This is a genomic window from Paraburkholderia fungorum (assembly GCF_902833645.1).
In the GTDB taxonomy this organism is placed as follows: Bacteria; Pseudomonadota; Gammaproteobacteria; order Burkholderiales; family Burkholderiaceae; genus Paraburkholderia; species Paraburkholderia fungorum.
In genome coordinates this window covers 429,098-455,495 of sequence record NZ_CADFGE010000004.1, presented here as the reverse complement: position 1 = coordinate 455,495, position 26,398 = coordinate 429,098, and the positions used below count along the sequence as shown (strand labels likewise).

The 26,398-nt window shown below is 64.3% G+C and carries 22 protein-coding genes; 16 read left to right on the top strand and 6 right to left on the bottom strand.

What is annotated here, in order from left to right; genetic code table 11:
• Positions 1-145: 145 nt before the first annotated feature.
• Complete coding sequence (locus HWX91_RS16550; RefSeq protein WP_028197905.1) at positions 146-652, top strand: DUF192 domain-containing protein; 507 nt, start codon at positions 146-148, stop codon at positions 650-652.
• Between the two features lie 307 nt (positions 653-959).
• The gene (fusA, locus tag HWX91_RS16545; protein WP_028197906.1) at positions 960-3,065 is read left to right on the top strand and encodes an elongation factor G; all 2,106 of its coding nucleotides are present in this window, start codon (positions 960-962) and stop codon (positions 3,063-3,065) included.
• 130 nt (positions 3,066-3,195) lie between these two features.
• Here fusA and HWX91_RS16540 read toward each other — a convergent pair whose 3' ends face one another.
• Positions 3,196-3,963 carry a carbonic anhydrase gene (locus HWX91_RS16540; RefSeq protein WP_042275698.1) on the bottom strand — a complete coding sequence of 256 codons (768 nt, stop codon included), beginning with the start codon at positions 3,961-3,963 and terminating at the stop codon, positions 3,196-3,198.
• Between the two features lie 233 nt (positions 3,964-4,196).
• Here HWX91_RS16540 and HWX91_RS16535 point away from each other — a divergent pair, with 233 nt between their 5' ends.
• From HWX91_RS16535 to HWX91_RS16515, 5 genes are all read left to right on the top strand, one after another.
• The gene (locus HWX91_RS16535; protein WP_028197908.1) at positions 4,197-4,712 is read left to right on the top strand and encodes a cupin domain-containing protein; all 516 of its coding nucleotides are present in this window, start codon (positions 4,197-4,199) and stop codon (positions 4,710-4,712) included.
• Between the two features lie 377 nt (positions 4,713-5,089).
• The gene (locus HWX91_RS16530) at positions 5,090-6,754 is read left to right on the top strand and encodes an ABC transporter substrate-binding protein (protein ID WP_028197909.1); all 1,665 of its coding nucleotides are present in this window, start codon (positions 5,090-5,092) and stop codon (positions 6,752-6,754) included.
• 37 nt (positions 6,755-6,791) lie between these two features.
• Positions 6,792-7,802, top strand: a complete 1,011-nt coding sequence (locus tag HWX91_RS16525) for an ABC transporter permease (RefSeq protein WP_028197910.1) — start codon at positions 6,792-6,794, stop codon at positions 7,800-7,802.
• Positions 7,799-8,677, top strand: coding sequence for an ABC transporter permease (locus HWX91_RS16520; RefSeq protein ID WP_028197911.1), 879 nt, complete (start codon positions 7,799-7,801; stop codon positions 8,675-8,677). Before HWX91_RS16525 ends, HWX91_RS16520 begins: the two co-directional genes overlap by 4 nt.
• The gene (locus tag HWX91_RS16515; protein ID WP_028197912.1) at positions 8,674-10,845 is read left to right on the top strand and encodes an ABC transporter ATP-binding protein; all 2,172 of its coding nucleotides are present in this window, start codon (positions 8,674-8,676) and stop codon (positions 10,843-10,845) included. Before HWX91_RS16520 ends, HWX91_RS16515 begins: the two co-directional genes overlap by 4 nt.
• A 527-nt stretch (positions 10,846-11,372) precedes the next feature.
• Here HWX91_RS16515 and HWX91_RS16510 read toward each other — a convergent pair.
• Entirely contained in the window at positions 11,373-11,588 is a 216-nt protein-coding gene (locus HWX91_RS16510; RefSeq protein ID WP_028197913.1) for a hypothetical protein, read from the bottom strand.
• A gap of 29 nt (positions 11,589-11,617) precedes the next feature.
• Between HWX91_RS16510 and HWX91_RS16505 the strand changes: the two genes are divergently transcribed.
• Positions 11,618-12,361 carry a hypothetical protein gene (locus HWX91_RS16505; protein ID WP_156034536.1) on the top strand — a complete coding sequence of 248 codons (744 nt, stop codon included), beginning with the start codon at positions 11,618-11,620 and terminating at the stop codon, positions 12,359-12,361.
• Positions 12,362-12,665: 304 nt separating this feature from the next.
• On the top strand, positions 12,666-13,148 hold the full coding sequence (locus HWX91_RS16500; RefSeq protein ID WP_028197914.1) for a hypothetical protein: 483 nt from the start codon (positions 12,666-12,668) through the stop codon (positions 13,146-13,148).
• A gap of 111 nt (positions 13,149-13,259) precedes the next feature.
• Here the strand turns inward: HWX91_RS16500 and HWX91_RS16495 are convergent, their stop codons facing one another.
• The gene (locus HWX91_RS16495; protein WP_028197915.1) at positions 13,260-14,105 is read right to left on the bottom strand and encodes an aldo/keto reductase; all 846 of its coding nucleotides are present in this window, start codon (positions 14,103-14,105) and stop codon (positions 13,260-13,262) included.
• 216 nt (positions 14,106-14,321) lie between these two features.
• Here HWX91_RS16495 and HWX91_RS16490 point away from each other — a divergent pair, with 216 nt between their 5' ends.
• Positions 14,322-15,068: a GntR family transcriptional regulator gene (locus HWX91_RS16490; protein WP_028197916.1), complete on the top strand. Its 747-nt coding sequence runs from the start codon at positions 14,322-14,324 to the stop codon at positions 15,066-15,068.
• A gap of 85 nt (positions 15,069-15,153) precedes the next feature.
• On the opposite strand, the gene HWX91_RS16485 is transcribed toward HWX91_RS16490, so the two are convergent.
• Positions 15,154-16,545 (bottom strand): CoA transferase, encoded by a 1,392-nt coding sequence (locus HWX91_RS16485; RefSeq protein WP_028197917.1) that lies wholly within the window; start codon positions 16,543-16,545, stop codon positions 15,154-15,156.
• Positions 16,546-16,670: 125 nt separating this feature from the next.
• On the opposite strand from HWX91_RS16485, the gene HWX91_RS16480 reads away from it, so the two are divergent.
• Complete coding sequence (locus tag HWX91_RS16480) at positions 16,671-17,906, top strand: citrate synthase (protein ID WP_028197918.1); 1,236 nt, start codon at positions 16,671-16,673, stop codon at positions 17,904-17,906.
• 77 nt (positions 17,907-17,983) lie between these two features.
• On the opposite strand, the gene HWX91_RS16475 is transcribed toward HWX91_RS16480, so the two are convergent.
• On the bottom strand, positions 17,984-18,289 hold the full coding sequence (locus HWX91_RS16475; protein WP_028197919.1) for a DUF2917 domain-containing protein: 306 nt from the start codon (positions 18,287-18,289) through the stop codon (positions 17,984-17,986).
• Positions 18,290-18,468: 179 nt separating this feature from the next.
• Between HWX91_RS16475 and HWX91_RS16470 the strand changes: the two genes are divergently transcribed.
• The 3 genes from HWX91_RS16470 to HWX91_RS16460 all read left to right on the top strand — a co-directional run bounded on the left by HWX91_RS16470 (position 18,469) and on the right by HWX91_RS16460 (position 23,086).
• On the top strand, positions 18,469-19,896 hold the full coding sequence (locus HWX91_RS16470) for an aminotransferase-like domain-containing protein (RefSeq protein WP_028197920.1): 1,428 nt from the start codon (positions 18,469-18,471) through the stop codon (positions 19,894-19,896).
• A gap of 97 nt (positions 19,897-19,993) precedes the next feature.
• Positions 19,994-21,457: a multidrug transporter subunit MdtD gene (gene mdtD, locus HWX91_RS16465; protein WP_042275703.1), complete on the top strand. Its 1,464-nt coding sequence runs from the start codon at positions 19,994-19,996 to the stop codon at positions 21,455-21,457.
• A gap of 354 nt (positions 21,458-21,811) precedes the next feature.
• Entirely contained in the window at positions 21,812-23,086 is a 1,275-nt protein-coding gene (locus tag HWX91_RS16460; protein WP_028197922.1) for an EAL domain-containing protein, read from the top strand.
• Here HWX91_RS16460 and HWX91_RS16455 read toward each other — a convergent pair.
• Positions 23,042-24,016, bottom strand: a complete 975-nt coding sequence (locus tag HWX91_RS16455) for a sigma-70 family RNA polymerase sigma factor (protein WP_028197923.1) — start codon at positions 24,014-24,016, stop codon at positions 23,042-23,044. The two genes, HWX91_RS16460 and HWX91_RS16455, sit on opposite strands and share 45 nt — an antisense overlap.
• 215 nt (positions 24,017-24,231) lie before the next feature.
• Between HWX91_RS16455 and clpP the strand changes: the two genes are divergently transcribed.
• Both clpP and HWX91_RS16445 read left to right on the top strand, forming a co-directional pair.
• A complete protein-coding gene (gene clpP, locus HWX91_RS16450; RefSeq protein WP_028197924.1) occupies positions 24,232-24,858 on the top strand; it encodes an ATP-dependent Clp endopeptidase proteolytic subunit ClpP in 627 nt (208 codons plus the stop codon).
• A gap of 70 nt (positions 24,859-24,928) precedes the next feature.
• Positions 24,929-26,374 (top strand): NYN domain-containing protein, encoded by a 1,446-nt coding sequence (locus HWX91_RS16445; protein ID WP_028197925.1) that lies wholly within the window; start codon positions 24,929-24,931, stop codon positions 26,372-26,374.
• Positions 26,375-26,398: the final 24 nt, after the last annotated feature.

Below are 26,398 nucleotides of genomic sequence, written 5' to 3'. Positions count from 1 at the left end.
GTTTGTTGTAAAAACGCAGTCAAGTACACGCTTCATTGCCGTTCTTACGGCGTTGAAAGGCAGATCACCGCAAGGCGATCTGCCTTTTTGTTTTTGACGCGCTCGCGTAACATTCGCGGGTTAATTTCCAGCAAGGAGTCATGCCGTGCGATTTCCCATGCGCTCGTTGATTGCGCGTTTCGCTGTTGCCGTTGCCCTGCCGCTTGCGGCGATCTCGTTCGCCGCGACCACCGCTGCTCCCGCTCACGCGCAACAGATGCCGGCCGGCGCGAAGCAACCCGGCGACTTCCCGCGCGCGAAGCTGACGGCGGGCATGTTCGTGATCGACGCCGCCGTTGCCGCGAATGACGCCGACCGCGAACAAGGCCTGATGTATCGCACGACCCTCGCGCCGAATGAAGGCATGTTGTTTGTCTTCAATGAAAACGCCGTGCATTGCTTCTGGATGAAGAACACGTTGATCCCGCTGTCGATCGCCTTCATGCGCGCCGACGGCACGGTCACCGATATCGACGAAATGCAGGCCGAGACGACCAACAATCACTGCCCGAAGAACAACGGCGTGTATGCGTTGGAAATGAGCAAGGGCTGGTTCTCGTCGAAAGGCATCAAACCGGGGATGAAAATCCAGGGGTTGCCGGCCGCGCAATAAACGCGCTAAACGCGCGCCGCCACGGCGTCACCCCGCCGCTCCTCGAGCGGCCGCTTTCCGGAAAAGCCGGTGCCTTTCACGAGGTGCCGGCTTTTTTTTGCGTTCCGCGCGAAGCAGGCCATGCCATCTCCGGCCCCGCGCCGGGAGCCATGCCAGCAGGCCGTCACACGCAGCTGGCAAGATTCCTGCAAAAGACGGGCCGACGCGCTATCCTAGTATTCTTGGCAAAGCAGCATCCAAGGCTCCCCGGGCAGCACAGATTGCCGCCCGGCAAGCGTTTCAGGCGCGCCATTTCAAGGAGGTTCACGTGCCCCGCAAGACTCCCATCGAGCGCTACCGGAATATCGGCATTAGCGCTCACATCGACGCCGGCAAAACCACCACCACCGAACGCATCCTGTTCTACACAGGCGTGACCCACAAGATCGGCGAGGTTCACGACGGTGCTGCGACGATGGACTGGATGGAACAGGAGCAGGAGCGCGGCATCACCATCACGTCGGCGGCCACCACCGCCTTCTGGAAGGGCATGGCCGGCAACTACCCCGAACACCGGATCAACATCATCGACACCCCGGGCCACGTCGACTTCACGATCGAAGTGGAACGCTCGATGCGCGTGCTCGACGGCGCGTGCATGGTGTACGACTCGGTCGGCGGCGTGCAGCCGCAATCCGAAACCGTGTGGCGCCAGGCGAACAAGTACAAGGTGCCGCGCATCGCGTTCGTCAACAAGATGGACCGCGTGGGCGCGGACTTCTTCCGCGTGCAGCGGCAGATCGGCGACCGCCTGAAGGGCGTCGCGGTGCCGATCCAGATTCCGATCGGCGCGGAAGAACACTTCCAGGGCGTAGTCGATCTGGTGAAGATGAAAGCGATCTACTGGGACGAAGAGAACCAGGGGATCAAGTTCGAATATCGCGATATTCCGGCCGAACTCGCCGACACCGCCAAGGAATGGCACGACAAGATGGTCGAGGCCGCGGCTGAAGCGAATGAAGAACTGCTCGACAAGTATCTCGGCGGCGAGACGTTGAGCGAAGAGGAAATCAAGCACGCCATTCGCGCGCGCTGCATCGCCAACGAAATCGTGCCGATGCTGTGCGGCAGCGCGTTCAAGAACAAGGGCGTGCAGGCCATGCTCGACGCGGTGATCGACTATCTGCCCTCGCCCGTCGACGTGCCCGCCATTACCGGTCACGACGAGCACGACAAGGAAATCGAGCGTCATCCAACCGACACCGATCCGTTCTCGGCGCTCGCCTTCAAGATCATGACCGACCCGTTCGTCGGCCAGTTGATCTTCTTCCGCGTGTATTCGGGCGTGGTGAATTCGGGCGATACCGTCTACAACGCCGTCAAGGAGAAGAAGGAGCGCCTTGGCCGGATCCTGCAGATGCATGCGAACGAGCGCAAGGAAATCAAGGAAGTCTACGCGGGCGACATCGCCGCGGCAGTCGGCCTGAAGGAAGCGACCACCGGCGACACGCTGTGCGATCCGCAGCACGTGATCATTCTCGAACGGATGATCTTCCCGGAACCGGTGATTTCGCAGGCCGTCGAGCCGAAGACCAAGGTCGATCAGGAGAAGATGGGCATCGCGCTCAATCGTCTCGCGCAGGAAGACCCGTCGTTCCGCGTGCAGACGGATGAGGAATCCGGTCAGACGATCATCTCCGGGATGGGCGAGTTGCACCTGGAAATTCTGGTCGACCGGATGAAGCGCGAGTTCGGCGTCGAGGCGACTGTCGGCAAGCCGCAGGTGGCTTACCGCGAAACGGTGCGCAACAAGGTCGAAGATGTCGAAGGCAAGTTCGTCAAGCAGTCGGGCGGCCGTGGCCAGTACGGCCACGCGGTGATCACGCTCGAACCGTCGGAGCAAGGCAAAGGCTACGAGTTTGTCGACGCGATCAAGGGCGGCGTGATTCCACGCGAGTACATTCCGGCGGTCGACAAGGGCATTCAGGAAACGCTGAAGGCCGGCGTGCTGGCGGGCTATCCGGTGGTCGACGTGAAAGTGACGCTGACCTTCGGTTCGTACCACGACGTCGACTCGAACGAAAACGCCTTCCGTATGGCCGGTTCGATGGCCTTCAAGGATGCGATGCGCAAGGCAAGGCCCGTGCTGCTCGAACCGATGATGGCCGTCGAAGTGGAAACGCCGGAAGACTTCATGGGCAACGTGATGGGCGATCTGTCGAGCCGTCGCGGCATGGTGCAAGGCATGGAAGACATCGCCGGCGGCGGCGGCAAGCTGGTGCGCGCCGAAGTGCCGCTCGCGGAGATGTTCGGCTATTCGACGTCGCTGCGTTCGGCCACGCAAGGCCGCGCGACCTACACGATGGAGTTCAAGCACTACGCGGAAACGCCGAACAACGTCGCGGAAGCCGTGATCAGCTCGAAGCAGAAGTAAGCGCCGAGGTGGCTGCACGCAATGTGCGGCCACCCGGACTGAAGCAAAAAAGCCCGTCCTTGGTGGACGGGCTTTTTTTTTCATCGCGGCGCGGGGTCGTGGATACCGGCACGCTCCACGCGGCGAATAATCACTCAACGTCCCAGATATCGCGACCGTTCAGCGCTTGCACCGGACGTTGATTGCCGTGATAGAACGCCTCCATCGCGTGCAGTTGCTGCGGCGTGATCGTCACGGGTTCCTTGAACTCGATCCAGGTCACCCCTTCGGAGCAAGGCGGCGTGGTCAGCGAGCCGCTATAGGTGTAATAACCGCGATTCCCCGGCAGCAGATCGAGCGGGTTGATCGTGACGCCTCTCGCCATCAGCTCCGCGCCCTGCTCACGAGGGATACGATCCAGCAGGGCCTGAATAACCGGATTGGCTTGCGCCCCAAGTTTGAACTGAACCGCCAGCACGAGCAGTTTGCCGTCGTCGGAGCGGTGAACGAAGTGAGCATCCATCACGCTCGCCTTGCCGGAGAAGCGCTCTTCACCCGGTGTGTGAAAGTGGAACTGGACCAGCTGGTAGGCATGGGCGCCGAGCGAAATGCTATCCGTGCCCGGCGCTGCGTTGAACTGTACGGAGTGCCCGGTGTTGGAAATGTCGATCGGCAGCGGCTGGTAGTTGATTTTCAGCCTGGGCAGATCGGCGGGCGCCTTCTTCGCACTTTCGATATTGATCGGCGATTCCGCGCGGCCGCTTTCGCAAGTATGAAAGTCTTTGCTGATTTCCCCCCAGTGAGCAGGGCCGTGGTCGCCGCTGTAGCCCCACTCGTGGCCGGCTTCGGCCCAGGCGCTGGATGCGGCAAAGGCGAGGCAAAGCAGCGCGCCACAGGACAATCGTTTAATCTGCTTCATGGTGGTTAAACCCTTGAAAAATTGACAGAGCGCCAGCCTGCGTTAGCGCATGGGGCGGCACTATCGGACAACTCGTAAAAGCAGCCCGTGCGAGACAACCGACAAGGGTTCCGGGCGGGTTCGGAAAACGCGAACACCCGCAGCGGCGAGCCACACGCCTGTTTCTGAACGTGCAAAAATGCCGCAAGGCGGCGCGTCCATCACCCGGGCGGCCGCCCACGAGGAGACACACCATGAGCCAGGATCACGAACACCCGCATTACAAGGACGAGCACCCGTCGGCGCCGGTCGACTGGCGCGAGCACGGCGTGAAGGTCATCAAGGCCGACCAGCTCGACAGCAATACCGCGCAAACGCCCGGTATGAATCGCGCGGCGGCGATCAATGCGGCGCGGGTCGGGGCGCAGAAAATCTGGGCCGGCACCGTGACGATCCATCCGAACGCAAAGACCGGTGCGCATCATCACGGCGCGCTCGAAAGCGTGATTTACGTGGTGCGAGGCCAGGCCCGCATGCGCTGGGGCGAACATCTGGAGTTCACGGCCGAGGCTGGCCCGGGCGACTTCATCTTCGTGCCGCCTTACGTGCCGCATCAGGAAATCAACGCGAGCACCGACGAGCCGCTCGAATGCGTGCTGGTGCGCAGCGACAATGAAGCGGTGGTGGTAAATCTGAACATCGACGCAGTGGAAGCGCCGGAAACGGTCTTCTGGGTCGATCCGATTCACAAACATCCGCACGAACATTGAATCTCCCGTTCGCGCCGTTTCGCGTATCGTGCCAGTGGCCCCCGGCGCGCGGTAAATTCAACTCGCCGGCACCGGCCTGATCGGTAAGGATGCCATCGCAGCAGCGCTTCCTGCGCTACGGCATCGGCCGCGGGCGGATTGCGCACCCTACGGCCCGTGGCCGGGCGTCTCGCAGCATGCGTCGAGCGTTGTCCCGACGACACACGCGGGCCCTTTTATCCGCGAAACCGGCAGGCCGCGCCCTCGCAGGCGCGCCGAATCCGCAGGCAATCGCTTACACTGAAACCGCGTTGCGTCATCGCAAACCCGCTACCCTGCCGCGCGCATCCAGCGCGGCCCTTCAGAACCGACAGCAGAACGGACTGGATACTCCATCGATGAAGACTCCCGCGGATCGACTTTCCGGACTCGACCTGGCCCGCCGCACCGCCGACGCCTACGGCAACCACGCTATCGACGAATTCATCGCCGGCCGCATCACGCGCCGCGAGCTGCTGCGCTATGCCGGCGTGATCGGTCTATCGCTGGCCGGCGGCGGCGTGCTGAACGCGCCGCTCGCACGCGCACAAGGCGCGCCCGCTCCATCTAATCAGACGATCCGCGTGGCCCACCTGACACCGGCCGGTGCGGTCGATCCGCTCACCGTGACCGATGCCGCGAGTCTCGCACTGCTGAACCAGACCGGCGAATTCCTGATCGACGACGACGGCGAAAAGCTCGTGCTCAGGCCCGCGCTCGCCCTGTCGTGGAAGCCGAACGACAAAGGCGACGTGTGGACCTTCAAGCTACGGCCGAACGTCAAATTCCACGACGGCCAGGCATTCACCGCCAAAGATGTCGTTGCCACTTTCGATCGTCTCGCCGATCCGGCCAGCGGTTCGGCGGCGCTGTCGGTGCTCAAGGGTGTGCTGTCGAAAGGCGGCGCGAAAGTGGTCGACGAGCACACGGTCGCCTTCCACCTCGATGCTCCGAACGGCAACTTTCCGTACTACGTTTCCTCCGATAATTACAACGCAGTGATCCTGCCCGCGAACTATGCGGGCGGTTATGAAAAGAGCTTCATCGGCACTGGCCCGTTCAAGTTCGAAAAGTATCAGGCGAAGGTCGGCGCATCGTTCGTGCGCAATCCGGATTACTGGGGCGACAAAGCGTTACCGCAACGCGTACAGTTCTCCTTCTATGCCGACGAACAGGCTCAATTGCTTGCCCTGCAAGGTCACCAGGCCGACGTGATGGGCACCTTCACCGTGCAGGGTGGCGCCGGCATTCTGAACAACCCTGACTACAAGGCAGTCGGCGTGAAGTCGAGCGCGCACCGCCAGATTCACATGCGCAACGACAGCCCGGTGTTCAAGGACAAGCGCGTACGCCAGGCCATGGCGTTGTCGCTCGATCGCGACGTGCTGGTGCGGGGCCTGTTCAAGGGCCGCGCGCAACTCGGTAACGACAGTCCGTTCGCACCGGTGTTTCCGTCTTCCGACGCCGGCGTCGCACAACGCAGGATCGACATCGCGAAAGCAAAGCAACTGCTCGCGCAAGCGGGTGTGCCGAACGGTTTCGACGTCACGCTGACCACCGAAAAGTACATGGAGATTCCCGATCTCGCGGTGGTCGTGCAGAACGCGGCGAAGGCGATCGGTGTGCGCATCAATTTGAAAGTGGAAAGCCAGTCGCTGTACTACGGCGCGGGCACGCCGGGCAAATCGGATTGGCTCGACTCGCCGCTCGGCATCACCGATTACGGCCATCGCGGCGTGCCGAATGTGTTCCTGAACGCGCCGCTCACCAGTACCGGCACGTGGAACGCCGCGCACTTCCGGAACCCGCAGTACGATCAACTGGTCGCGCAATTCGTCGCGGCGATCGATCTGAGTTCGCAGCGGAAAATTTCCGGACAGATTCAGACCTTGTTGCTCGACGAAACACCCGTGATCATCCCGTTCTTTTACGATCAACTGATCGCCATGCGCAAGGGTGTGAACGGCGTGCGCTTCACCGCGCTCGCGCAACTCTATTTCGATCGCGCGGTGTTGAGCGCGTAATGCTGAGCGCGCGGCACTGCTTCGACGGGAGCGCACGATGTCGACCACGGTGACCCCTTCCGCTTCCCCGGTGTCGAGCGGCAACGCCGGCCGCGTCGTGCGATTTCTGGCGACGCGGCTAGGTTTGTCGTTGATCACGCTGTGGCTGCTGTCAGTGATCGTGTTCGCGGGCGGCCAGTTGCTGCCGGGCGATATCGGCCGTGCGGTGCTCGGGCCGCTCGCCGATGCGCGCGCGGTCGCCGCGCTCAATCACCAGCTCGGCGCGGACCGTCCGCTCATGACGCAATACGTGGAGTGGATCTCGCATTTCGTGCGCGGCGACATGGGGCTCTCCTATGCGTACCGCGAGCCGGTTGGGCCGTTTATCGCCGATGCGCTCGCGCATTCGGCGAGGCTCGGCCTGCTCGCATTTATCGTCGTCGTGCCGCTCGGCATTGCGGGCGGTGTGTGGTCGGCCATGCATGCCGGGCGCTGGCTCGATCGCACCATCAGCATCGCCGGTTTGTCGGCCACCGTGGTGCCGGAGTTCGTCTCGTCGATCGTGCTGATTCTGGTGTTCGGCGTGTGGCTGCGCTGGCTGCCGATCGAAGCGTCGTATCCGCCGGAAGCGAGCGTGCTCGAACAACTTCGGCATCTAATTTTGCCGGTGCTGCCGCTGGTGCTGGTGTTTTTCGGCTACATCGCGCGGATGGCGCGTGCGGGCACCGTCGAAGCACTCGATGCGGACTACACCCGCACCGCGATCCTCAAAGGCTTGCCGCGTCATATCGTGATCTGGCGGCACGTATTGCGCAATGCGTTGCTACCCACCATCACCGTTGCCGCAACGCAGCTCGGCTACATGATCGGTGGTCTCGTGGTGGTCGAGACGCTGTTCCACTATCAGGGCATCGGCTCGTTGATCTACAACGCCGCCAAGGCCAAAGACTTCCCCATGCTCGAAGCAGGCGTGCTGACGATCGGTGTGGTCTACACCGTCGCCAATCTCGTCGCCGATGCGCTGCATGTCCTGCTCAATCCGCGCTTGCGGGTGAGGAGCGCCGAATGAGCACCATCGTTCCACCGGCCGCGCCGCCCACGCCACGTCGGGCCGGCGAACCGCGCTTCGACCAGTTGCGCGTGCTGCTGCGCTCACCTACGTTTGTAGTCGGCGTGCTGATCGTCGGATGGTGGATCGTCTGCGCGATCGCCGGGCAATGGATCGTGCGGATCGACCCGTATGCGTCCGATCCGCTCAACTCGCTGATGCCGCCCGACAGCACGCATTGGTTCGGCACCGATCAGCTCGGCCGCGACGTGTTCTCGCGCGTGATCGTCGGCGCGCGCGACATTCTGACCATCGCGCCTTTGGCGACCCTGCTCGGCACGCTTGCCGGCACCGCTCTCGGTTTGATCGTCGGCTACTTCGAGGGCTGGGTTGACAACGTCGTGGGCCGCGCAATCGACGCCGTGCTCGCACTGCCGCTCGTGATCGTCGCCTTGCTCGCGCTCGCCGCGGTCGGCGCGTCGAACTTCACCGTGATTCTCGTGATCGGCATCACCTTCACGCCGATCACCGCGCGCACGGTGCGCGCCGCCGTGTTCGCCGAACGGCATCTGGACTACGTCGCCGCCGCGCAACTACGCGGCGAGCGCGCGCCTTACATCATGTTCGCGGAGATTCTGCCGAACGTGTTGCCGCCGATCATCGTCGAGGCGACCGTGCGGCTCGGCTATGCCATTTTCGCGGTCGCGACGCTGTCGTTTCTCGGCTTCGGCATTCAACCGCCTTCCGCCGACTGGGGGCTTGCGCTATCCGAGTCGTACACGCTGATGGCGGGCGGCGCGTGGTGGACCGTCGTGTTCGCGGCCGGCGCCATCGCCTCGCTGGTGGTCGGCGTGAATCTGATCGCCGATAGCGTGCAAGGAGTGCTCGACCGATGAACGGCCCGCCGCCCGCCTCGTTCCCGGCCTTCGACGTGTCGAAGAGCGATCGCACGGATGCGCTGACCGTGGTGGGCCTGACGGTCACCTACCGGATGCGCGGACGCGATCGCGAAGTGTTGCAGGACGTGTCGTTTCGCGTGCGGCGCGGCGAAGCGTATGGTCTCGTCGGCGAATCGGGTTGCGGTAAATCGACAGTCGCAATGGCAGCGCTGCGCTATTTGCCGCGCAACGGCAAGGTGAAGGCGGGCAAGATCGTCATCGCCGGTCAGGACGTACAGAAGCTCGACGCCGACGCCTTGCGCACGATGCGCGCGAACGCGATTTCGATGGTCTATCAGGACCCTGGACGCGCATTGAATCCGTCACTGACGATTGCGCGACAAGTCACGGAAGCCTTCGAAGCGGCCGGCGTATCACGTGAAGAAGCGGTGCAGCGCACGGTCGAGATTCTGCAGCGTGTACGCATCGCCTCACCCGAGCGCGTGATGGACAGCTACCCGCATCAGTTGTCGGGCGGCATGCAGCAGCGGGTGGTGATCGCGATGGCGCTCGCCTCGAATCCGGCCCTGCTGATTCTCGACGAACCGACCACCGGGCTCGACGCCACCGTCGAAGCGGAAGTGCTCGACCTCGTCGCGCAACTGCGCGCGGAACTCGGCACCGCCGTGCTGTTCATCAGCCACAATCTCGCGGTGATCGGGCGGATGTGCGAGCGTGTCGGCGTGCTGTATGCGGGCAAGCTGGTCGAAGAAGGCGCGACCCAGGACGTGTTCGCCCGGCCGCGCCATCCCTACACGGTTGGACTGCTGCGCTGTTTGCCGGGCGCGGGGCGCAGCAAGGACAGCGAGCGGCTCGACACCATCGCGGGCCATCTGCCCTCGCCGGGTTCGGTCACACAAGGCTGCATTTACGCGGAGCGTTGCCGCCTCGCGGACGACCGTTGCCGCCGTGAGGCGCCACCGCCGTATCGCGTGAGCGCCGCGCACGGCGATCAGATGTCGCGCTGCCACTATCACGAGCGCGCAACCGAATTGCCGCGTGCGGCCGCCGAAGGATTGCCGCTGCATGATGGCGCGGCGCGCAACGCCGGGCGCCCTGCTCTCGTGCTGCGCGCGGAAAAACTCTCGAAGACATTCCACGTGTCCGGCGCCCCGCTGCGCGCCGTCGACGACGTCTCGATCGATCTCGCCAGCGGCGAAACACTCGGCCTTGTCGGCGAATCCGGCAGCGGCAAGACCACGCTCGCGAAACTGATGCTCGGTCTGCTGACACCGGATGCGGGCAGCGTGCTCGAACTCGACGGCACGCCACTCGCCGCGCGCGTCACGCGACGCAACGACGAACAGGTCAAGTCCTTGCAGATCGTGTTTCAGAATCCGGACTCGGCACTCAATCGCGCGCATTCGGTGAAGCGCCTGATCGGCCGCGCGTTGTCGCGCCTCACCGCCCTGCGCGGCGCCGCGATCGACGAACGGCTCGCCACCTTGACGGCCGCCGTGCGCTTGCCCGAGCGCTATCTCGGCTCGCGCACGCGCCAGTTGTCCGGCGGACTCAAACAGCGCGTGGCGATCGCGCGCGCGTTCGCCGGTGAGCCGCGCGTGGTGGTGTGCGACGAACCTACCTCCGCGCTCGATGTCTCCGTGCAGGCCGCGATTCTCAATCTGCTCGCCGATCTGCAACGCGAGCGCGGCGTGAGCTACGTGTTCATTTCGCACGATCTGCATGTGGTGCGCTATCTGTCGGATCGCATCGCGGTGCTTTACCTCGGCCGGCTGCTGGAGATCGGACCGGCGGCCGCGGTCTTCGGTGGGCCGCATCATCCTTATACGGAAGCGCTTCTGTCTTCAGTGCCGACGCTCGACGCCCACGACAGCCGCGCCCGCATCCGCCTGTCGGGCGATCTGCCGAGCGCCGCCACGCCGCCTTCCGGATGCGTGTTCCATACGCGCTGCCCGCGCAAGCTCGGTGCGATTTGCGAGCAGCAAGATCCGCCCTTCCTCGAAGCCGGCGGCGACGACTCTACTCAGTCGTCCGCGCATCGCATCCGCTGCCATATCCCCGTCGACGAACTGCGCGCGCTCCAGGCCGCGTCGCGCGACGGTACCGGCAAGGCCACCGGCCGTGGTTCGGAAGACACCCCGGAAGATGCCGCGCGCAACGAATAACGCGCAATAACGCGGCTTTCCAGCGGTGCGTTTCATCGCCGAAACGTTTTCATGCGTTTTTTCCTCGCCGGCATCACACACCCCTATTCGACACCTGTCACCGCAAGGCTTTGCGGGTAATGGCATGGATATCGCTAAGTAGTGTCCAGACACTCAGGACCAAAGAGATCGGGACAACGTCTGAAGCGCCGCTTTTGGGAATCGCCATGGCAAGAAGCGATACGTGACGAAAAGCGTGCCCTGACGGTAACGGCTGAAACGCATAAAGGCGCTTGTCAGCCGCACCGGCTACGCAGCCGGGAAAGCAGTGATGATGCTTGACTTGCATCCGCAAGCCAGAGTCCGGGGGGACGATGCGGCCCGCGTTCAGACAGGCCAGTCGTCGAGGAGTCAGCGTGGGAATTGGCGGCAGCGAGGTGTCGGCATTCCCTCGGGAGAGACGTGATGAAAACCAGAAAATTCAATCAGTACTACTGCGGGGTTCTGCGAAGTGCGGCGATCGTGGCAGGTGTAGCTTTGCTCGTCACTCAGGTCGCGTATTCGGCGTCGACGGATCCGGTCCCCAGGTGGACGGCGTCCGCCAACGCGCCACTGCCTGCCAGCGGCGTGCATAGCGCGACCCAACTCGCGCAGGACGACGGCGCGGCAGCGGGCGCAGCGGGTGCGGCAACCACCGGCACGCCACCCGACGAACCAACGGCTGCAGATGATGCGGCCGTGGTGTTCAGTCCGCGCAATTGCATAAGCACCAGTGTTGGAGGGTGCTTGCGTTATGCCGGCAACGGTAGCAGCAGCGGTGCTGCGAGTGCCGGCAGCAGTAGCAGTGGCGCGAGCGGCAATAGTGCCGGAGGCGCCGGTGGCGCGGCAGGCTCGGGAGCGGCCGGCGGCGGCGGTAGAGGTAACGGCGGTGGTAGTAGCAGTGGTGGCGGAAGCAGCGGCGGCGGAAGCAGTGGCGGCGGAAGCAGTGGCGGCGGAAGCAGCGGTGGTGGCAGCAGCGGCGGCGGCAGCAGCGGTGGCGGAAGCAGCGGTGGCGGCAGCAGCGGCGGTGGCAGCAGCGGCGGTGGCAGCAGCGGCGGTGGAAGCAGTGGCGGAGGCAGCAGCGGCGGTGGCAGCAGCGGCGGTGGAAGCAGTGGCGGTGGAAGCAGTGGCGGAGGCAGCAGCGGCGGTGGAAGCAGTGGCGGCGGAAGCAGTGGCGGCGGAAGCAGTGGCGGCGGAAGCAGTGGCGGCGGAAGCAGCGGCGGCGGAAGCAGCGGCGGCGGAAGCAGTGGCGGTGGAAGCAGTGGCGGTGGAAGCAGTGGCGGCGGCAGCAGCGGTGGTGGCAGCAGCGGCGGCGGCAGCAGCGGGAGCGGCGGCTGCGGTTGCGGTGGCGGCCACGGAGGCTTCGGTGGCGGGTTCGGCGGCGGCTTTGGCGGAGGCTTCGGCGGCGGCCACGGAGGCAAGGGTAGTGGCGGCAACGGCGGTAACGGTGGCAATGGCGGAGGAAACGGGCATTAGCAATGGCCTGATTCCCGGGTAGGGGGCCCCCGCGCCCTACCCGTCGCTAACGACGACCCTCCGTATCCCGCCCGCAGTCCCCCGGCAACGGCGGTGATGTCTCGATCCCCCGGTCGAGCGTCACCGCCCGAGGCCGGTTTGAATCGACGACGCTCGCGGGCAAGCGGGGCGCCCGCACGAACCCTTGGCGCACCTCCGGCGAGCTCACCAGCGTGCTCCTGCACGCGTTTAAAGCCCAGCCAATCGATCGCGTCGCGCATGACCGGAACCAAACCGAAGCGATCGCCTCATATCAGATTCAACGTTCGATATGAGGGCACCACAACATGCAACGAAACGTCCCCCACGCGATGGCGCGCACGGCCGCCGGCCTGCTGATGATCACCGCTCTCGGCCTCGCATCGCTCGCTCATGCTCAAACCCCGGCGCAAACCCCTGCCCCATCGGCCGGGCCGCAACCACAAACTCTGTCGCAAGCCGCCCCGCCGGTCGACCCAAGCTTCTCCGCCTATTCACTCGCACAAACCTGCAAACGGAAAAACGACAACGTCGCGCAAGGCCAATGCGTCGGCGCGATCCGCGGCATCATCCACGGCTATCAATACGGGGTGCTGTTCCTCGGCCAGCGCGCGTCGCTGCCACCCAACGAAACGCAGCGGGTATCGCTGTGTTTGAACAATACGCCGGTGTCGTCGATCGTCGACGAATTCATCGCCGACGCCGCCCAGGTCAACGAAGATTCGCTCAGGCATACGCCCGCTGAAGTCGCTGTTCTGGGTTCCGTGCACCTGCATCACAGCTGCAATTAGTCGGCGTAGGGCCGCCGCAGCGAGCCACTGCGAGGCGCCGCGCGCGGCAACTTCGCGGCTGGCCGCGATTCGCTAAAGTCTGAAGCGGGCGACCCCGGACCGCCGCGGCGCTTACAGCATTTCGAGCGGCCGCTTGCTGCGTGGCGATTTGAAATACGTGTCGATGGCGGCGAGTTCGTCAGCGTGGAGTTGCAGTTGCGAAGCACGATGGTTGTCGCGCACATGCTCGACGCGGCCTGCTTTAGGAATGGCGAACACGCCGGGTTTTTGCAATACCCACGCCAGCGCCACCTGAAATATCGAAACACCGCGCGTGTCGGCAATGTCGTCGAGCGGCGAGCGCTTCGGCAGACGCGCGTGATCGACCGGGCTGTATGACATAGCCGGCATGCTACGCGCGGCGAGCCACGGCAACAGGTCGAATTCGGCTCCGCGACGCGCGACGTTGTAGAGAATCTGATTGGTCGCGCATGCGTCGCCGCCCGGCGCGGCGACCAGTTCTTCCATGTCGTCGGTGTCGAAATTGCTGACGCCCCAGTGGCGAATCTTGCCCGCGCGGCGCAACGCTTCGAATCCTTCGACGGTTTCCGCGAGCGGCACCGAGCCGCGCCAGTGCAACAGATACAGATCGAGCCGATCCGTCTTTAAACGCTTCAGGCTCTGTTCGCAGGCCGCGATCACACCGCGCCGGCTGGCGTTATGCGGATACACCTTGCTGACGAGAAATACCTGGTCGCGCAGCCCCGCCAGCGCCTCACTCAGGAGCGATTCGGTCGCGCCGTCGCCATACATCTCCGCCGTATCGATCAGCGTCATGCCCAATTCGATGCCGCAGCGCAGCGCGGCGATTTCCGCAGCGCGGCGTGCCGGCTGTTCGCCCATCTCCCAGGTGCCCTGCCCCAGTTTCGGAATGCGCTCGCCGTCGGGCAGGCTTACGCTTGCGATATCGGTCGTCATGCTTTCTCCTCGATGTGGCTAAAGTAGCAGAAAATGGTCAGGCGGACGGGAGCCAACGCGCGGCAGCCGCCGCGGCGGCGCAGGCGGACGGTACGGAAATCATAGGGACGAGTTTAGCGCTTGCCCGGGCATCGGATCGGGCCTCCGGCAAAAGCCCGCTATAACGGAGCGCGCCGATGTCATAGAATTGCCGCTTGCCCTTCTTGCGTGAGCCCCATGACCTCTGCCTCGGAAGACCGCTGGCGCGATCTGCGCCCGGACCCGGAAAACGACACGCCGCTGTATCTGCAACTCGCGCGCAAGCTCGGCACTGCGATTCACGAAAACCGTTGGAACGCGGGCGAGGCGCTGCCCTCCGAGCGCGTGCTGTCCGAAGCGCTCGGCGTGTCGCGGATCACGTCGCGCAAAGCCATTGCCCTGCTGGTCGAACAGGGATTGATCCGGCGCACCCAGGGTGCCGGCAGCTTCATCACGCCACGCTACGAAGATCCGCTATCGCGTCTGTCGAGCTTCAGCGAAATGCTGCGGCGGCGCGGTTTTACACCGAGTTCGAAATGGCTGTCGCGGGAAATTTCGCCGGCCAATCGCGATGAAGTGATTCAACTGGGCTTGTCCCCGGCAGCAGCCGTGACGCGCCTGCGCCGCTTGCGCCTCGCCGACGGCATCGTAATGGCCGTGGAAAACTCCACGTTCCCGGCTGCGGTGATTCCCGATCCTCAGGCAATTGGCGAGTCGTTGTACTCGTACCTGGAAAGTCGCGGACTGACGATCGTGCGCGCGCTGCAGCATTTTCGCGCGGTGAACGCGAATGAAGAGATCGCGCAGCAAATGAGCATTGCGAATAACGAAGCGCTGTTGCTGATTACTCGCGTCGGGTACACGGCGGATCAGCGCGCGATCGAGCTGACCGATACCTACTGCCGCAACGATTACTATGATTTCGTGGCGGAGTTGAGGAAGTAGTTTTCCGCCCACGCGGCGATTTTTCGCGGCGCCTGCGGCCAGGCGCTGTGCGGGTAAATGCCAGTGCCGGGCCGCCAAGCCGTCTTCACATCCATTTCGCCTCGTGCGCCCCGATCCGGGACGGCGGCAACGCGAAACCGGCGGGCGTCTCATCCAGCCGCTCGGCCGGCATCACGCCGAGAACACGCCCAAACTCGGACTCAACGGTCGCAAGGCAATCCCGCACGTCGTCGATCGCAACATCGGGCGCTTTCCAGCCGTCCGGCAACAATCCAAACGACTGCAGCCACCGTCCGGTCTGCGCGAGCGACACCCGCACGTGCCAGCTTCCGCCTTCGGTGGCGCGCCGCGCCAATGCGGCCATCGCGCCGAAAGCGGCCAGATAGCCCGTCGCGTGATCCAGCGCCTGACAGGGCAAATGCTTCGGCTCGGTCCATCCCGCCGCGTCGCGCTCAGTCACGGCAATCCCGCTTGCCGACTGCACCAGGCTATCGAAGCCACGCCGCCCGGCCCATGGTCCCGTATGCCCATAAGCGCAAACCGAAACATAGACGATCCCCGGCCGTATCCGCGCCAGTTCCTCGGGTCCAAACCCGTGCGCCGCCAGGGCGCCTGGCCGATACGCCTGCAAAAACACGTCGGCGCCGCCAGCGAGGCCACGCAAGGTTTCCCGCCCCGCGTCATCGCGCAGATCGACGACGGCCGAACGCTTGCCGCGTCCGTTGTCGATCACCAGCGGCGCAATGTTCGGCAAGTGCGGACCGTTGATCATCAACACGTCCGCGCCATGTTGCGCGAGCGCGCGTCCCGCCACCGGCCCGGCAATGATGCGCGACAGATCCAGCACCCGCACGTCCGCGAGCGGCCGCTGCGCCCCGTCCCGGCGCGGCGGTTCGGCGGGTGCGTCGCCAATGCGCTCGATCTCGAACAGCGGCAGCCTCGCAATCGCTTTTGCCTGATCGAGCGCGGCCCATTCGTCGGGTGAGCGAATCAAGGCGGCGCACAAGCCGGCGTCGGCGAGCGTCTGGTCGAGCGTCGCGCCATCCCAGCCGCGAATGGCCTCGGCCACTGCCGCGCGATCGTTCGCGCAACCGAGCACCTGCAATACCCCGGCAAGATGATGCGGAAAGTTGGTGTGCAGTTGAATCCAGCGGTCGTCACGCGTCGCATAGAAGCCCATCACCGGATCGCGCAAAGCAGGCGGCGGCCCGTCGTCGATGCGCAGATAGCGCTCGCTGCGAAACGAGGCCAGCGCGCGCCGCATCTCAACCGCAACGTGTTGCCGATGCCCCGTGCGCAAGCGCCAGTATTCAGCCGCGGCAAGACCCGCGGCGGCGATGGTCGCCGAGGCCAGCGTGCCGACCCGATAGACCGACGGCAGCTCCGGATCGGTACCGGCAAGCGACACGGATTTCAATGCAGTCGGGTCGCATCCCGCCGTCGTCCAGATATGTTTGAGCGCAAGGTCAGGCGTCATGGCGTTCATCTCATTCAGGTTGGAACAGAAAGAAAGTGAACCGAGTCTAGAATTCCGCCTTGCCGCAATCAATCTTGATTATGATAATCAATATATATTGATTTCTTCGGTTTCCACGCGTTTCCATGCCACTCGCCCCTACTCTGACCGCTGCCGAAGCCGCCGCCGAACTCGGCATCAGCCTGCCTACCCTGTACGCGTATGTCAGCCGCGGCATGCTAAGTTCGTCGCCCGATGCGCAAGGCAAGCGCCGGCTCTACGATGCCGGCGAAGTGCGGCGGCTCGCTCGGCGCAAGGAAGACGGCAAGCGTGCCGGCAAGGTCGCGCAAAAGGTGCTGGACTGGGGCGTGCCGGTGCTCGAATCGTCTATCACGCTGGTGGCCGAGGGGCGCCTGCTCTATCGCGGACATGACGCGATGGAACTGGCACGCACGGCGTCACTGGAAGAGGTCGCGGCGCTGTTGTGGGAATGCAGTGCGAGGCGTATCGCCGAGGCGCCGGCCGTGCCGTTCGCCACCGCTCAGTGGGCGGCGTGGCTCAAGCTCTGGAGCGACAGCACGCCGCTCGACCGCGCGCTCGTGCTGCTGCCGGCCGCCGCGGCGCAAATGCCGCGGGTATGGGCGCTCGGCCGCGATGCGCAACTCGATACCGCGTGCTCGGTCATGCGTTTGCTGGCGGCGGCAATGGTCTCGGCGGCGCCGTCGAACGAACCGCTGCACCGGCAATTGGCTTCGGCGTGGAACGTGCGCAACCGTCAGCAGGCCGGGCTGCTGCGCGCGGCGCTGGTGGCATGCGCCGATCATGAACTGAACGCGTCGACCTTCACGGTTCGCTGCATCACGTCGACGGGAACGCACCTGTTCGGCGCGGTGGCCGGCGGTCTGGCCGCGTTGGCCGGGCCGCGGCATGGTGGCGAGACAGTGAGGATTGCCGCGCTTTTCGACGAAGCGTCGCGCGCGCCGGATCTGCATCGCTATCTGGCGAACCGGCTTGCGCACCACGAACAGAGCATGCATCGACCCGTGCTGTCGGGCTTCGGTCATCTGCTGTATCCGCAAGGCGATCCGCGCGCACGTCTGCTGCTGGGGATGCTTGCCGACTGCGCACCGGCCCGCTCGCCATTAGCCGAAGTAGAAAAGCTCGCGCGCGCGGTGCGCGACACGACCGGCGTGGAGCCGAACGTCGACTTTGCCCTGGCCGCAATCGAACGGGTACTCGGTCTGCCGACCGGCGCCGCATTCACGCTGTTTGCGCTCGGCCGGGTGGTCGGCTGGATTGCCCATGCAATCGAACAGACGCGCGACGGCCGGTTGATCCGGCCACGCGCGCGCTATATCGGGGAGGTTGATGCAACCGCCTGAGCCGCGGCCTTGAGCGGACGCAACACGTAATCCGTGCTTGCCTCAGCCGCAGCAGTGCAGGCAGCCATGGCCCCGCGTTACGCCACACCCAGCCAACGCGGCAGCCAGTTCAAGCCCGGCAACGCGCGCAGTGACCGCATGGCGAGGTGTTCCGACCCGCTGGCCAACGCGAAGCGCGCACCGGCCCGCCCGGCGCTGACCCACGCCACCGCGCCGCGCGGCAACTCGATCGATTGCCCCGTTGCCAGCCAGTGATCGTGATGCTCACCTTCGACGGTCAGCCAGATCTCGCCCGAGATCGCCTTGAAGGTCGACGGACGCGCGACACGCCAGGCCGCCGCGGGCTCGTCATGTTCCATTTCGAAAATACGGACTTCACGCATCGCTTTTCTCCTTCGAAGAACTTTCCTGTTGTATGGATTATTGACGTGCGATCATCAGATACCCATGCACAGTTCCGAACACTTTCATCGGAACTGTTCAGTCGAAAAAACGGACAGTTGGGGTAAACACGCTTCAGAAGAGCGTGCGGCGGCCCCGCTATCCGTTGAAGGAAAGAACCATGAAACTCGAAATCCAACTCGATCGGGACAGCGGCGTGCCGCTCACCGAACAGATCGTCGCTGGCGTCACCGCCTGGATCCGGTCGCGCACGGTTCACCCGGGCGCCAAGCTGCCGTCGATCCGCCAGTTTGCCGCCGACTACGCCGTTAGCCGTTTCCCCGTGATCGAGGCTTACGACCGGCTGGTGTCGCTTGGCTACGTCGACTCGCGCCACGGCTCGGGCTTCTATGTCTCCGAGCGCCAGCCGGCCAGCACGCAGTGCCAGGGCACCTCGGACCCGCGCCGCGCCGAGGACGAATCGGGGCACCTTCTGCAGCAGTTCAATCATCCGGGTGAAACGCTCAAGCTCTGCAGCGGCTTCATCCCCGACGCGTGGCGCGACATGGATAGCCTCGCGCAGGCGATCCGCCACGTATCGCGCACCGACGCCGCAAGCATGGTCGACTACGCGACCCCGCTCGGCAATCTGACCTTGCGTGAACATCTGCAAAGCCGCATCGGCCAGTTGGGAATTCAGGCAGACGCCTCGCAGATTCTGATCACGAACGGCGCGAGCCAGGCGCTCGATCTGCTGATGCGCTACATGCTCAAAGCCGGTGACACGGTATTGGTCGAAGACCCTGGTTACTACAATCTTTACGGTCTGTTGAAGCTGCACGGCGTGAAGCTGATCGGCATTCCACGCACCCACAACGGCCCCGATCTCGACGTATTGCAGGCACAGTTGCAATTGCACCGGCCGAAGCTGATGTTCATCAACACGGTGTTCCACAATCCGACCGGCACCACGGTCGCGCCGCCGGTCGCGTTCCGGCTGCTGCAACTGGCGCGCGAACACGGCTTCAAGATCATCGAAGACGACATCTACGCCGACTTCCAGAGCGACGTCACCGACCGCCTCGCGACCCTCGACCAGCTCGAGCACGTGATCTACGTGGGCGGCCTGTCGAAGACGCTGTCGTCTTCGTTGCGCATCGGCTGTGTGGTGGCAAGCCACGCGATCATCAAGGATCTGGTCGACATCAAGATGCTGACGAGCATTGGCGGGTCGCGTTTTGCCGAAGCGGTGGCGGTGTCGCTGCTGGAGCGCGGCGCGTACCGCAAGTATCTGGAGCGTCTGCGCCGCCGTATGCGCGACGCGCTCGGATCGACCATCCAGACGCTCGAAGATGCCGGCTGGGAGTTGTTCGAAAAGCCCGTCGGCGGCAAGTTTGTCTGGGCACGTGTACCGCACGTCGACAACTCCGAAAGGTTCGTGGCATGTGCCGCGCCGCTCGGTGTGACCGTGATTCCCGGCAGCTATTTCCGGCCGAATACCGCAGTCAGCCCGTGGATCAGAATTCACGCGGCGTTCGGCAACGAGCCGCGCGCGCAGGCATTTTTCCATGCTGCCGTGGCGTTGCCGGCTGTGGCACGAGCGGCTTGAGCCGTCATCGCGGCTGGTGCTTATTCGCTGCGCCGGGTCCCGCTTTTCCCTAGAATAGCGAGTCCCCAGTCCGTCCCTGCGCGCCCTGCCGCCCTCCATGTCCACGCCGCCGACCCTGCCCGCCTCTTCTTCCGCCCCGGCCACGCCGGCACCTTCGGCCCGCTCGCTCACGGTGATGCTGTGGCTGGTCGCCACCGGCTTCTTCATGCAGACGCTCGATTCGACCATCGTCAATACCGCGCTCCCCGCGATGGCGACGAGCCTGGGCGAGTTGCCGTTGCGCATGCAATCGGTGGTGATCGCGTATTCGTTGACCATGGCGGTGATGATCCCGGTGTCCGGCTGGCTCGCCGACAAACTCGGCACGCGGCGCGTGTTTTTCAGCGCGATCCTCGTGTTCGCGGTCGGCTCGCTGCTGTGCGCGAACGCGCATACCCTGAATCAACTGGTGATCTACCGCATCGTGCAAGGCGTGGGTGGGGCGATGTTGCTGCCGGTTGGCCGGCTCGCGGTGCTGCGCACCTTCCCGGCGGAGCGCTACTTGCCGGCTTTGTCGTTCGTGGCGATCCCGGGGCTGATCGGGCCGCTGATCGGGCCGACGCTCGGCGGCTGGCTCGTGAAGATCGCTTCGTGGCACTGGATTTTTCTGATCAACGTGCCGGTGGGGATCGTGGGTTGCATCGCCACCTTCATCTTCATGCCGGATAGCCGCAACGAGCACACCGGCAAGTTCGATCTGAAAGGCTATCTGCTGCTGATCTTCGGCATGGTGGCGATTTCGTTCGCGCTCGACGGCCGCACCGAGTTTGGTATTCAGCACGCCACCGTGCTGGTGCTGCTGATCCTGAGCCTCGCCTGCTTCGTCGCCTATGGTTTGCACGCGGTGCGCGAACCTGAACCGATTTTCTCGCTCGACCTGTTCAAGATCCACACCTTCAGCGTCGGGCTGCTCGGCAATCTGTTCGCGCGGATCGGCAGCGGCGCGATGCCGTATCTGATCCCGCTGCTATTGCAGGTGAGTCTCGGCTATAGCGCCTTCGAGGCCGGCATGATGATGCTGCCGGTAGCGGCCGCGGGCATGGCGGCCAAGCGCCTCGTCACGACACTGATCGTCAGATACAGCTACCGGCGCGTGCTGATCGTCAACACAGTGCTGGTGGGCCTGACCATGGCGAGCTTCGCGCTGACCAGCGCCGGCCAGCCGCTGTGGCTGCGGCTCGTGCAACTGGCGTTCTTCGGCGGCGTCAATTCGATGCAGTTCACCGCCATGAACACGCTAACGCTCAAGGACCTCGGCACCGGCGGCGCGAGCAGCGGCAACAGCCTGTTCTCGCTGGTGCAAATGCTGTCGATGAGTCTCGGCGTGACAGTCGCCGGCGCCTTGCTCGCGACCTTCACCGGCCTCCTGCCGCGTATGACGGCCGCCAACTCGCTGCCCGCGTTCCATGCGACGTTCCTATGTGTCGGCATCATCACCGCGGGCTCGTCGTGGATCTTCGCGCAACTGTCGCCGGACATCCGCACGCCCGCGAAAAAGACCGATCCCTCAGAGCGGACCTGAGTTTTGCTGCGGGCGGCGGTGTTGCTGCGGTGGGCTTACTGCCGTTGACTTGCTGCCGTTGACTTGCTGCCGTTGACTTGCTGCCGTTGACTTGCTGCCGTTGACTTGCTGCCGTTGACCGTTACCCGCCACCGACCCGCAACGGGGCGCGTATCGCACCACCGATGTGCGAAGCGTCGCTTTCACGGCCGCGCTGGCGCACAATCGGCGTACCGGCCGTGGTAACCGGGCGCGCGTAGCATGTTTCCGCGTGCGCATAGTTCTTGCTCGCCTATCCTGTAAACTCACCATTTGCGCGTGCGGACTCGTGCCGAGCATGCAGGCGCGCCGCCACTTCCAGACACGACTGACATGATGAGCATGATCGAACTCGATCCTCCCGGTTTCCAGCCACCGCGCCCGATGGCCGGCGACGAAGGCTCCCGGCGCACCGTTCTGTACGGCGGCTACACCGTATTCAGCGTGTTCCAGCCGGTTTTCTCGGTGTCGCACCGGCGCGCGATCGGTTATCACGCTTCATTGCGCGCGCACGACGAACATGCGCTGCAAGTGCCTTCGCACGAGGTTTTCACGCAGGCGGCACGGCGCGGCGACCTGCTGGAACTCGGACGACTCGCCGAATCGCTGCATCTGGGCAATTTCAACGCATTCGACAGTCACGACGAATGGCTTTTCCTCAGCCTGCACCCGGCGGCGTTGATGGACACCAGTTACGGCGACGCGCTGCTCGCCGGCCTCAAGGCGCTGGGCTTGCCGCCGCAACGGGTGGTGCTGGAAGTATCCGAGCAGGCGGGTGGCGAAACCACGCGCTTCGCCGAGATCATCGACGCGTTGCGCAAATCCGGTTTCCTGATCGCGCTGGACGGCTTTGGCGCGAAGCATTCGAACATCGATCGCGTGTGGAATCTGCGCCCGGACATCGTCACGCTCGACCGCTGCATCCTCGCCCAGGCAAGCGAGCACTCGCATATCGAACGGGTGCTGCCGGGCCTCGTCTCGCTGCTGCACGAATCCGGTCAACTCGTACTGATGGGCGGCCTGAGCACCGAGCGCGATGCGCTGATTGCGCTCGAATGCAACGTCGATTTCGTACAGGGCGCGTTCTTCGCGGGCCCGAGCGTGGAGCCGGTGAAACCGCAAGCGGCGGCCGGCTTAATGGACTCGCTCTCCGCAGCGCTGCGCGAGCGGGTTGCCGCGCGCGAACGCGCACAGTCCACGCGGCTCGCACCTTACGTCAAGGCACTGGAAACGGCGGCCGCCCAACTCGTGGCCGGCGAATCGGTTACCGAGGCGAGCGCGCCGTTGCTCGCGCTCGGTGAAACGGCACGCTGCTTCGTGCTCGACGGTTCGGGACGGCAAATCGGCGACAACGTACTGCCGCCGGGCCGTACTTCGCAACGCGCGAAGCGCTTCCGGCCCTTGCTGCATTCGGAAGGCGCGAGCTGGGAACGCCGGCCGTATTTCATTCAGGCCATGCGCGTGCCCGATCAGGTGCACCTCACGCCGCCTTACCTGTCGATCAACGAAGCGCACCTGTGCGTGACGGCTTCGATCGCCGCGCATACGCCGCACGGCACCCAGGTGCTATGCGTCGATATCAACTGGGAAGTCGCTGCGCATCGTAATTGACACGGCAGCGTGGTGCTGGATTCGCGCGAGCAGCTTCACGATGGCCGCGCACCCCAGCACGCGATTGACTGCATGCAACCGCGCCGCGCGGGTGACGACGCGCAACGCGACGATTTTGACCGAGCCGTCCGCAAGAATCCGCGTGGACACGTCGATGACACCGACGACCTCGCCTGCGAAGAGCAGCGCAATACCCATTGCGCCTTCCACTGACACCGTCTCCGCATGGCTCGCCTGCTGCGCGAGCGCTATCACCATATCCCCCCAGGCCACAGGGGCCCGTTCCTGCGTGCACACCGGCGCGTCGCTGACGACTTCCGGCGCGTCGCTAAAGAGTTGCAGCAAACCCACCCGATCCTGTGCCTCCAGCGCGGCGCGCAAGCGCTCGACGACCCGCGCGTGCGCGGCGGGATCGGGCCGTCCAAGCGGCTCGCCGTCACGCTGCAAACGCGCTTTGGCCCGGTGGATCATCTGACGGCAACCGGCCGGCGTGCGCTCGAGGATTTTCGCAATCTCCGCGTAGTCGCAATCGAAAGCCTCGTGCAGCACGAATGCTGCCCGCTCGTCGGGCTTCAAACGCTCGAGCAGCAGCATCACACCGTACGACATCTGCGCCGCGCGCAAGACCAGGTCCTCCGCCGATGGCGCCACCTCGTCAAGCCAGGGCTCCGGCAACCAGCCCGCGGGCCGCGACGCGCGTTCGCGCTGAACGTGGCGCAACCGGTCGATGGCCGCGCGCGTGGTGATCGTGGTGAGCCAGGCGGCCGGTGCCCGCACCTCGCTCGTATCGGCGAGATGCCATTTGAGCCAGACGTCCTGCACCACGTCTTCCGCGTCGGCGCGGCTGCCGAGCATCCGGTACGCCAGCGCGACCAGGCGGGCGCGCGCCGCCTCGAAACGGGATGCCTTGTCGATTGCCTGTTCCGTCATGCGTACACCTCCAGATCTGCATCCTTTCCAGCTTGACGCCCGAGCCCTCGCCGATGTGACAGGCCGGCGAAAAAATATTCCCGTCACACGGCCGCCCTCCCCCTCGTCATACGGACAACAACCCGCGCAAACGGCGCGTGGCGGTTCGAATCGGTCAACGCACCGTGCCGCTTGCTGCTGCCGGCAACCTACTTACCGTCCCAAACGAGGTAATCATGCATTCCAGCTATCCTGCCATCACCGGCCTCGGCCTCGTGCCCACCGTGATCGAACAGTCCGGCCGCGGCGAGCGCGCCTATGACATTTATTCGCGTCTGCTACGCGAACGGATCGTCTTTCTGGTCGGCCCGGTGAATGAACAGTCGGCGAGTCTGATCGTCGCCCAATTGCTGTTCCTGGAATCCGAGAATCCCGACAAGGATATTTCCTTTTACATCAACTCGCCGGGCGGCTCAGTGTACGACGGCCTCGCCATCTACGACACGATGCAATTCATCAAGCCCGAAGTGTCGACCTTGTGCACCGGCTTTGCCGCCAGCATGGGAACGTTTTTGCTGACCGCCGGACAACGCGGCAAACGCTTCGCGCTGCCGAACGCGCGCATCATGATTCACCAGCCGTCGGGCGGCAGCCAGGGCACCGCCGCGGACGTCGAAATCCAGGCGAGAGAGGTGCTCTACCAACGCCAACGCCTCAACGCGATGATGGCCGAGTGCACCGGGCGCAGCATCGAAGATATCGTCCGCGACACCGACCGCGACAACTTCATGTCGGCCCACGACGCCAAAGCGTATGGCCTCGTCGACGAGGTGCTGGAAACACGCGCGCAACACAAAAGCTGATCGGCGGCGCCGGAATCGCTATCATGGTCGCGATTCGTCGAATTCGACGATCGCTTCAATGGAGATATTCATGGCGTCATCCAACGAAACCGTCAGCATGGCGCTATTTTGCGACTTCGAAAACGTGGCGCTCGGTGTGCGCGACGCGAAGTACGACAAGTTCGACATCAAGCTGGTGCTCGAACGTCTGTTGCTCAAGGGCAGCATTGTCGTGAAGAAAGCGTATTGCGACTGGGACCGCTACAAGAGTTTCAAAGGCGCGATGCACGAGGCCAATTTCGAGTTGATCGAGATTCCGCATGTGCGCCAGTCAGGCAAGAATTCAGCCGACATCCGGCTCGTAGTCGACGCGCTCGACCTCTGCTATACGAAATCGCATGTCAACACCTTCGTGATCATCAGCGGCGACTCGGACTTCTCGCCGCTGGTGTCGAAGCTGCGCGAGAACAACAAGCAGGTGATCGGCGTCGGCGTGCAGCAATCCACCTCCGATCTGCTGATCGCCAACTGCGACGAGTTCTTCTTTTACGACGACCTCGTGCGCGAAAGTCAGCGCACGGTCGCCAAACGGGAATCGTCGCGCCCGCAACAGGCCGCGCAGCAGACTGCCAAACGCGCGCCCGACGAAGAAAAGTCGCGCAACAAGGAAGACCTCGAAAAGCGCCGCACCAAGGCGGTCGAGATCGCGGTGCAAACGTTCGACGCACTCGCGTCCGAACGTGGCGACAGCGGCAAGATCTGGGCCTCGGTGCTGAAGAACGCGATCAAGCGCCGCAAGCCGGATTTCAACGAGACGTACTACGGTTTTCGCGCGTTCGGCAATCTGCTGGAAGAGGCGCAGGCGCGCGGACTGCTCGAGTTCGGCCGCGACGAGAAGTCGGGTGCGTACGTTTACCGGGGCACGGCTGCGAATGTGGTCGTTGAGAACGTGACCGAGCCGCCCGGAGCGGGTGAATCGGGTGAATCGGTGGAACAGGTCGTCGACGCGCAATCCGCGGACACCGTAGTAGGCGAATCGGGCAACAAGCACGAGTCGCGCCGCAGAACCCGTGGCAATCGCAAGGCGGGTCGTGGCCAGCAGGAAACGGCGCACGAAGAACGCGCGGCGTTCGAGCGCGGCGGCCACGCGCGAGGTCCCGCGGAAGAACAGGCAATGCACGCGCCTGCGCCGTTGGCCGACGACGCCGTTTTCGAGCGGCCAGAAGCAGCCTGGGCAGAACCGGAGGCCTTCACAGCGGAACCCGTCGCGCCGGCCGTGGAAGAAGCGCAGGAAACGAACGGCGCTCAACCGAAGCGCCGCAAGGAACGCGCACCGCGCAAGACGGCCGCGAAGAAAACGAAGAAGGCAAGCCCGCGAACGATCGACGAGGTGCCGGAAATCGCCGCGCCTGCCGAAGCACCGGCCGCGTCTGTCGCCGAAGAAAAACCGCCTGCGGCCGCCAAAAAGGCAGCGCGCAAAGCGGCTCCGCGCAGTCGCCGGCCACGCAAGACAGCGGCAACGAGCGACGCGGAATAAGCCCCTCGCATTGCGTGACATGGA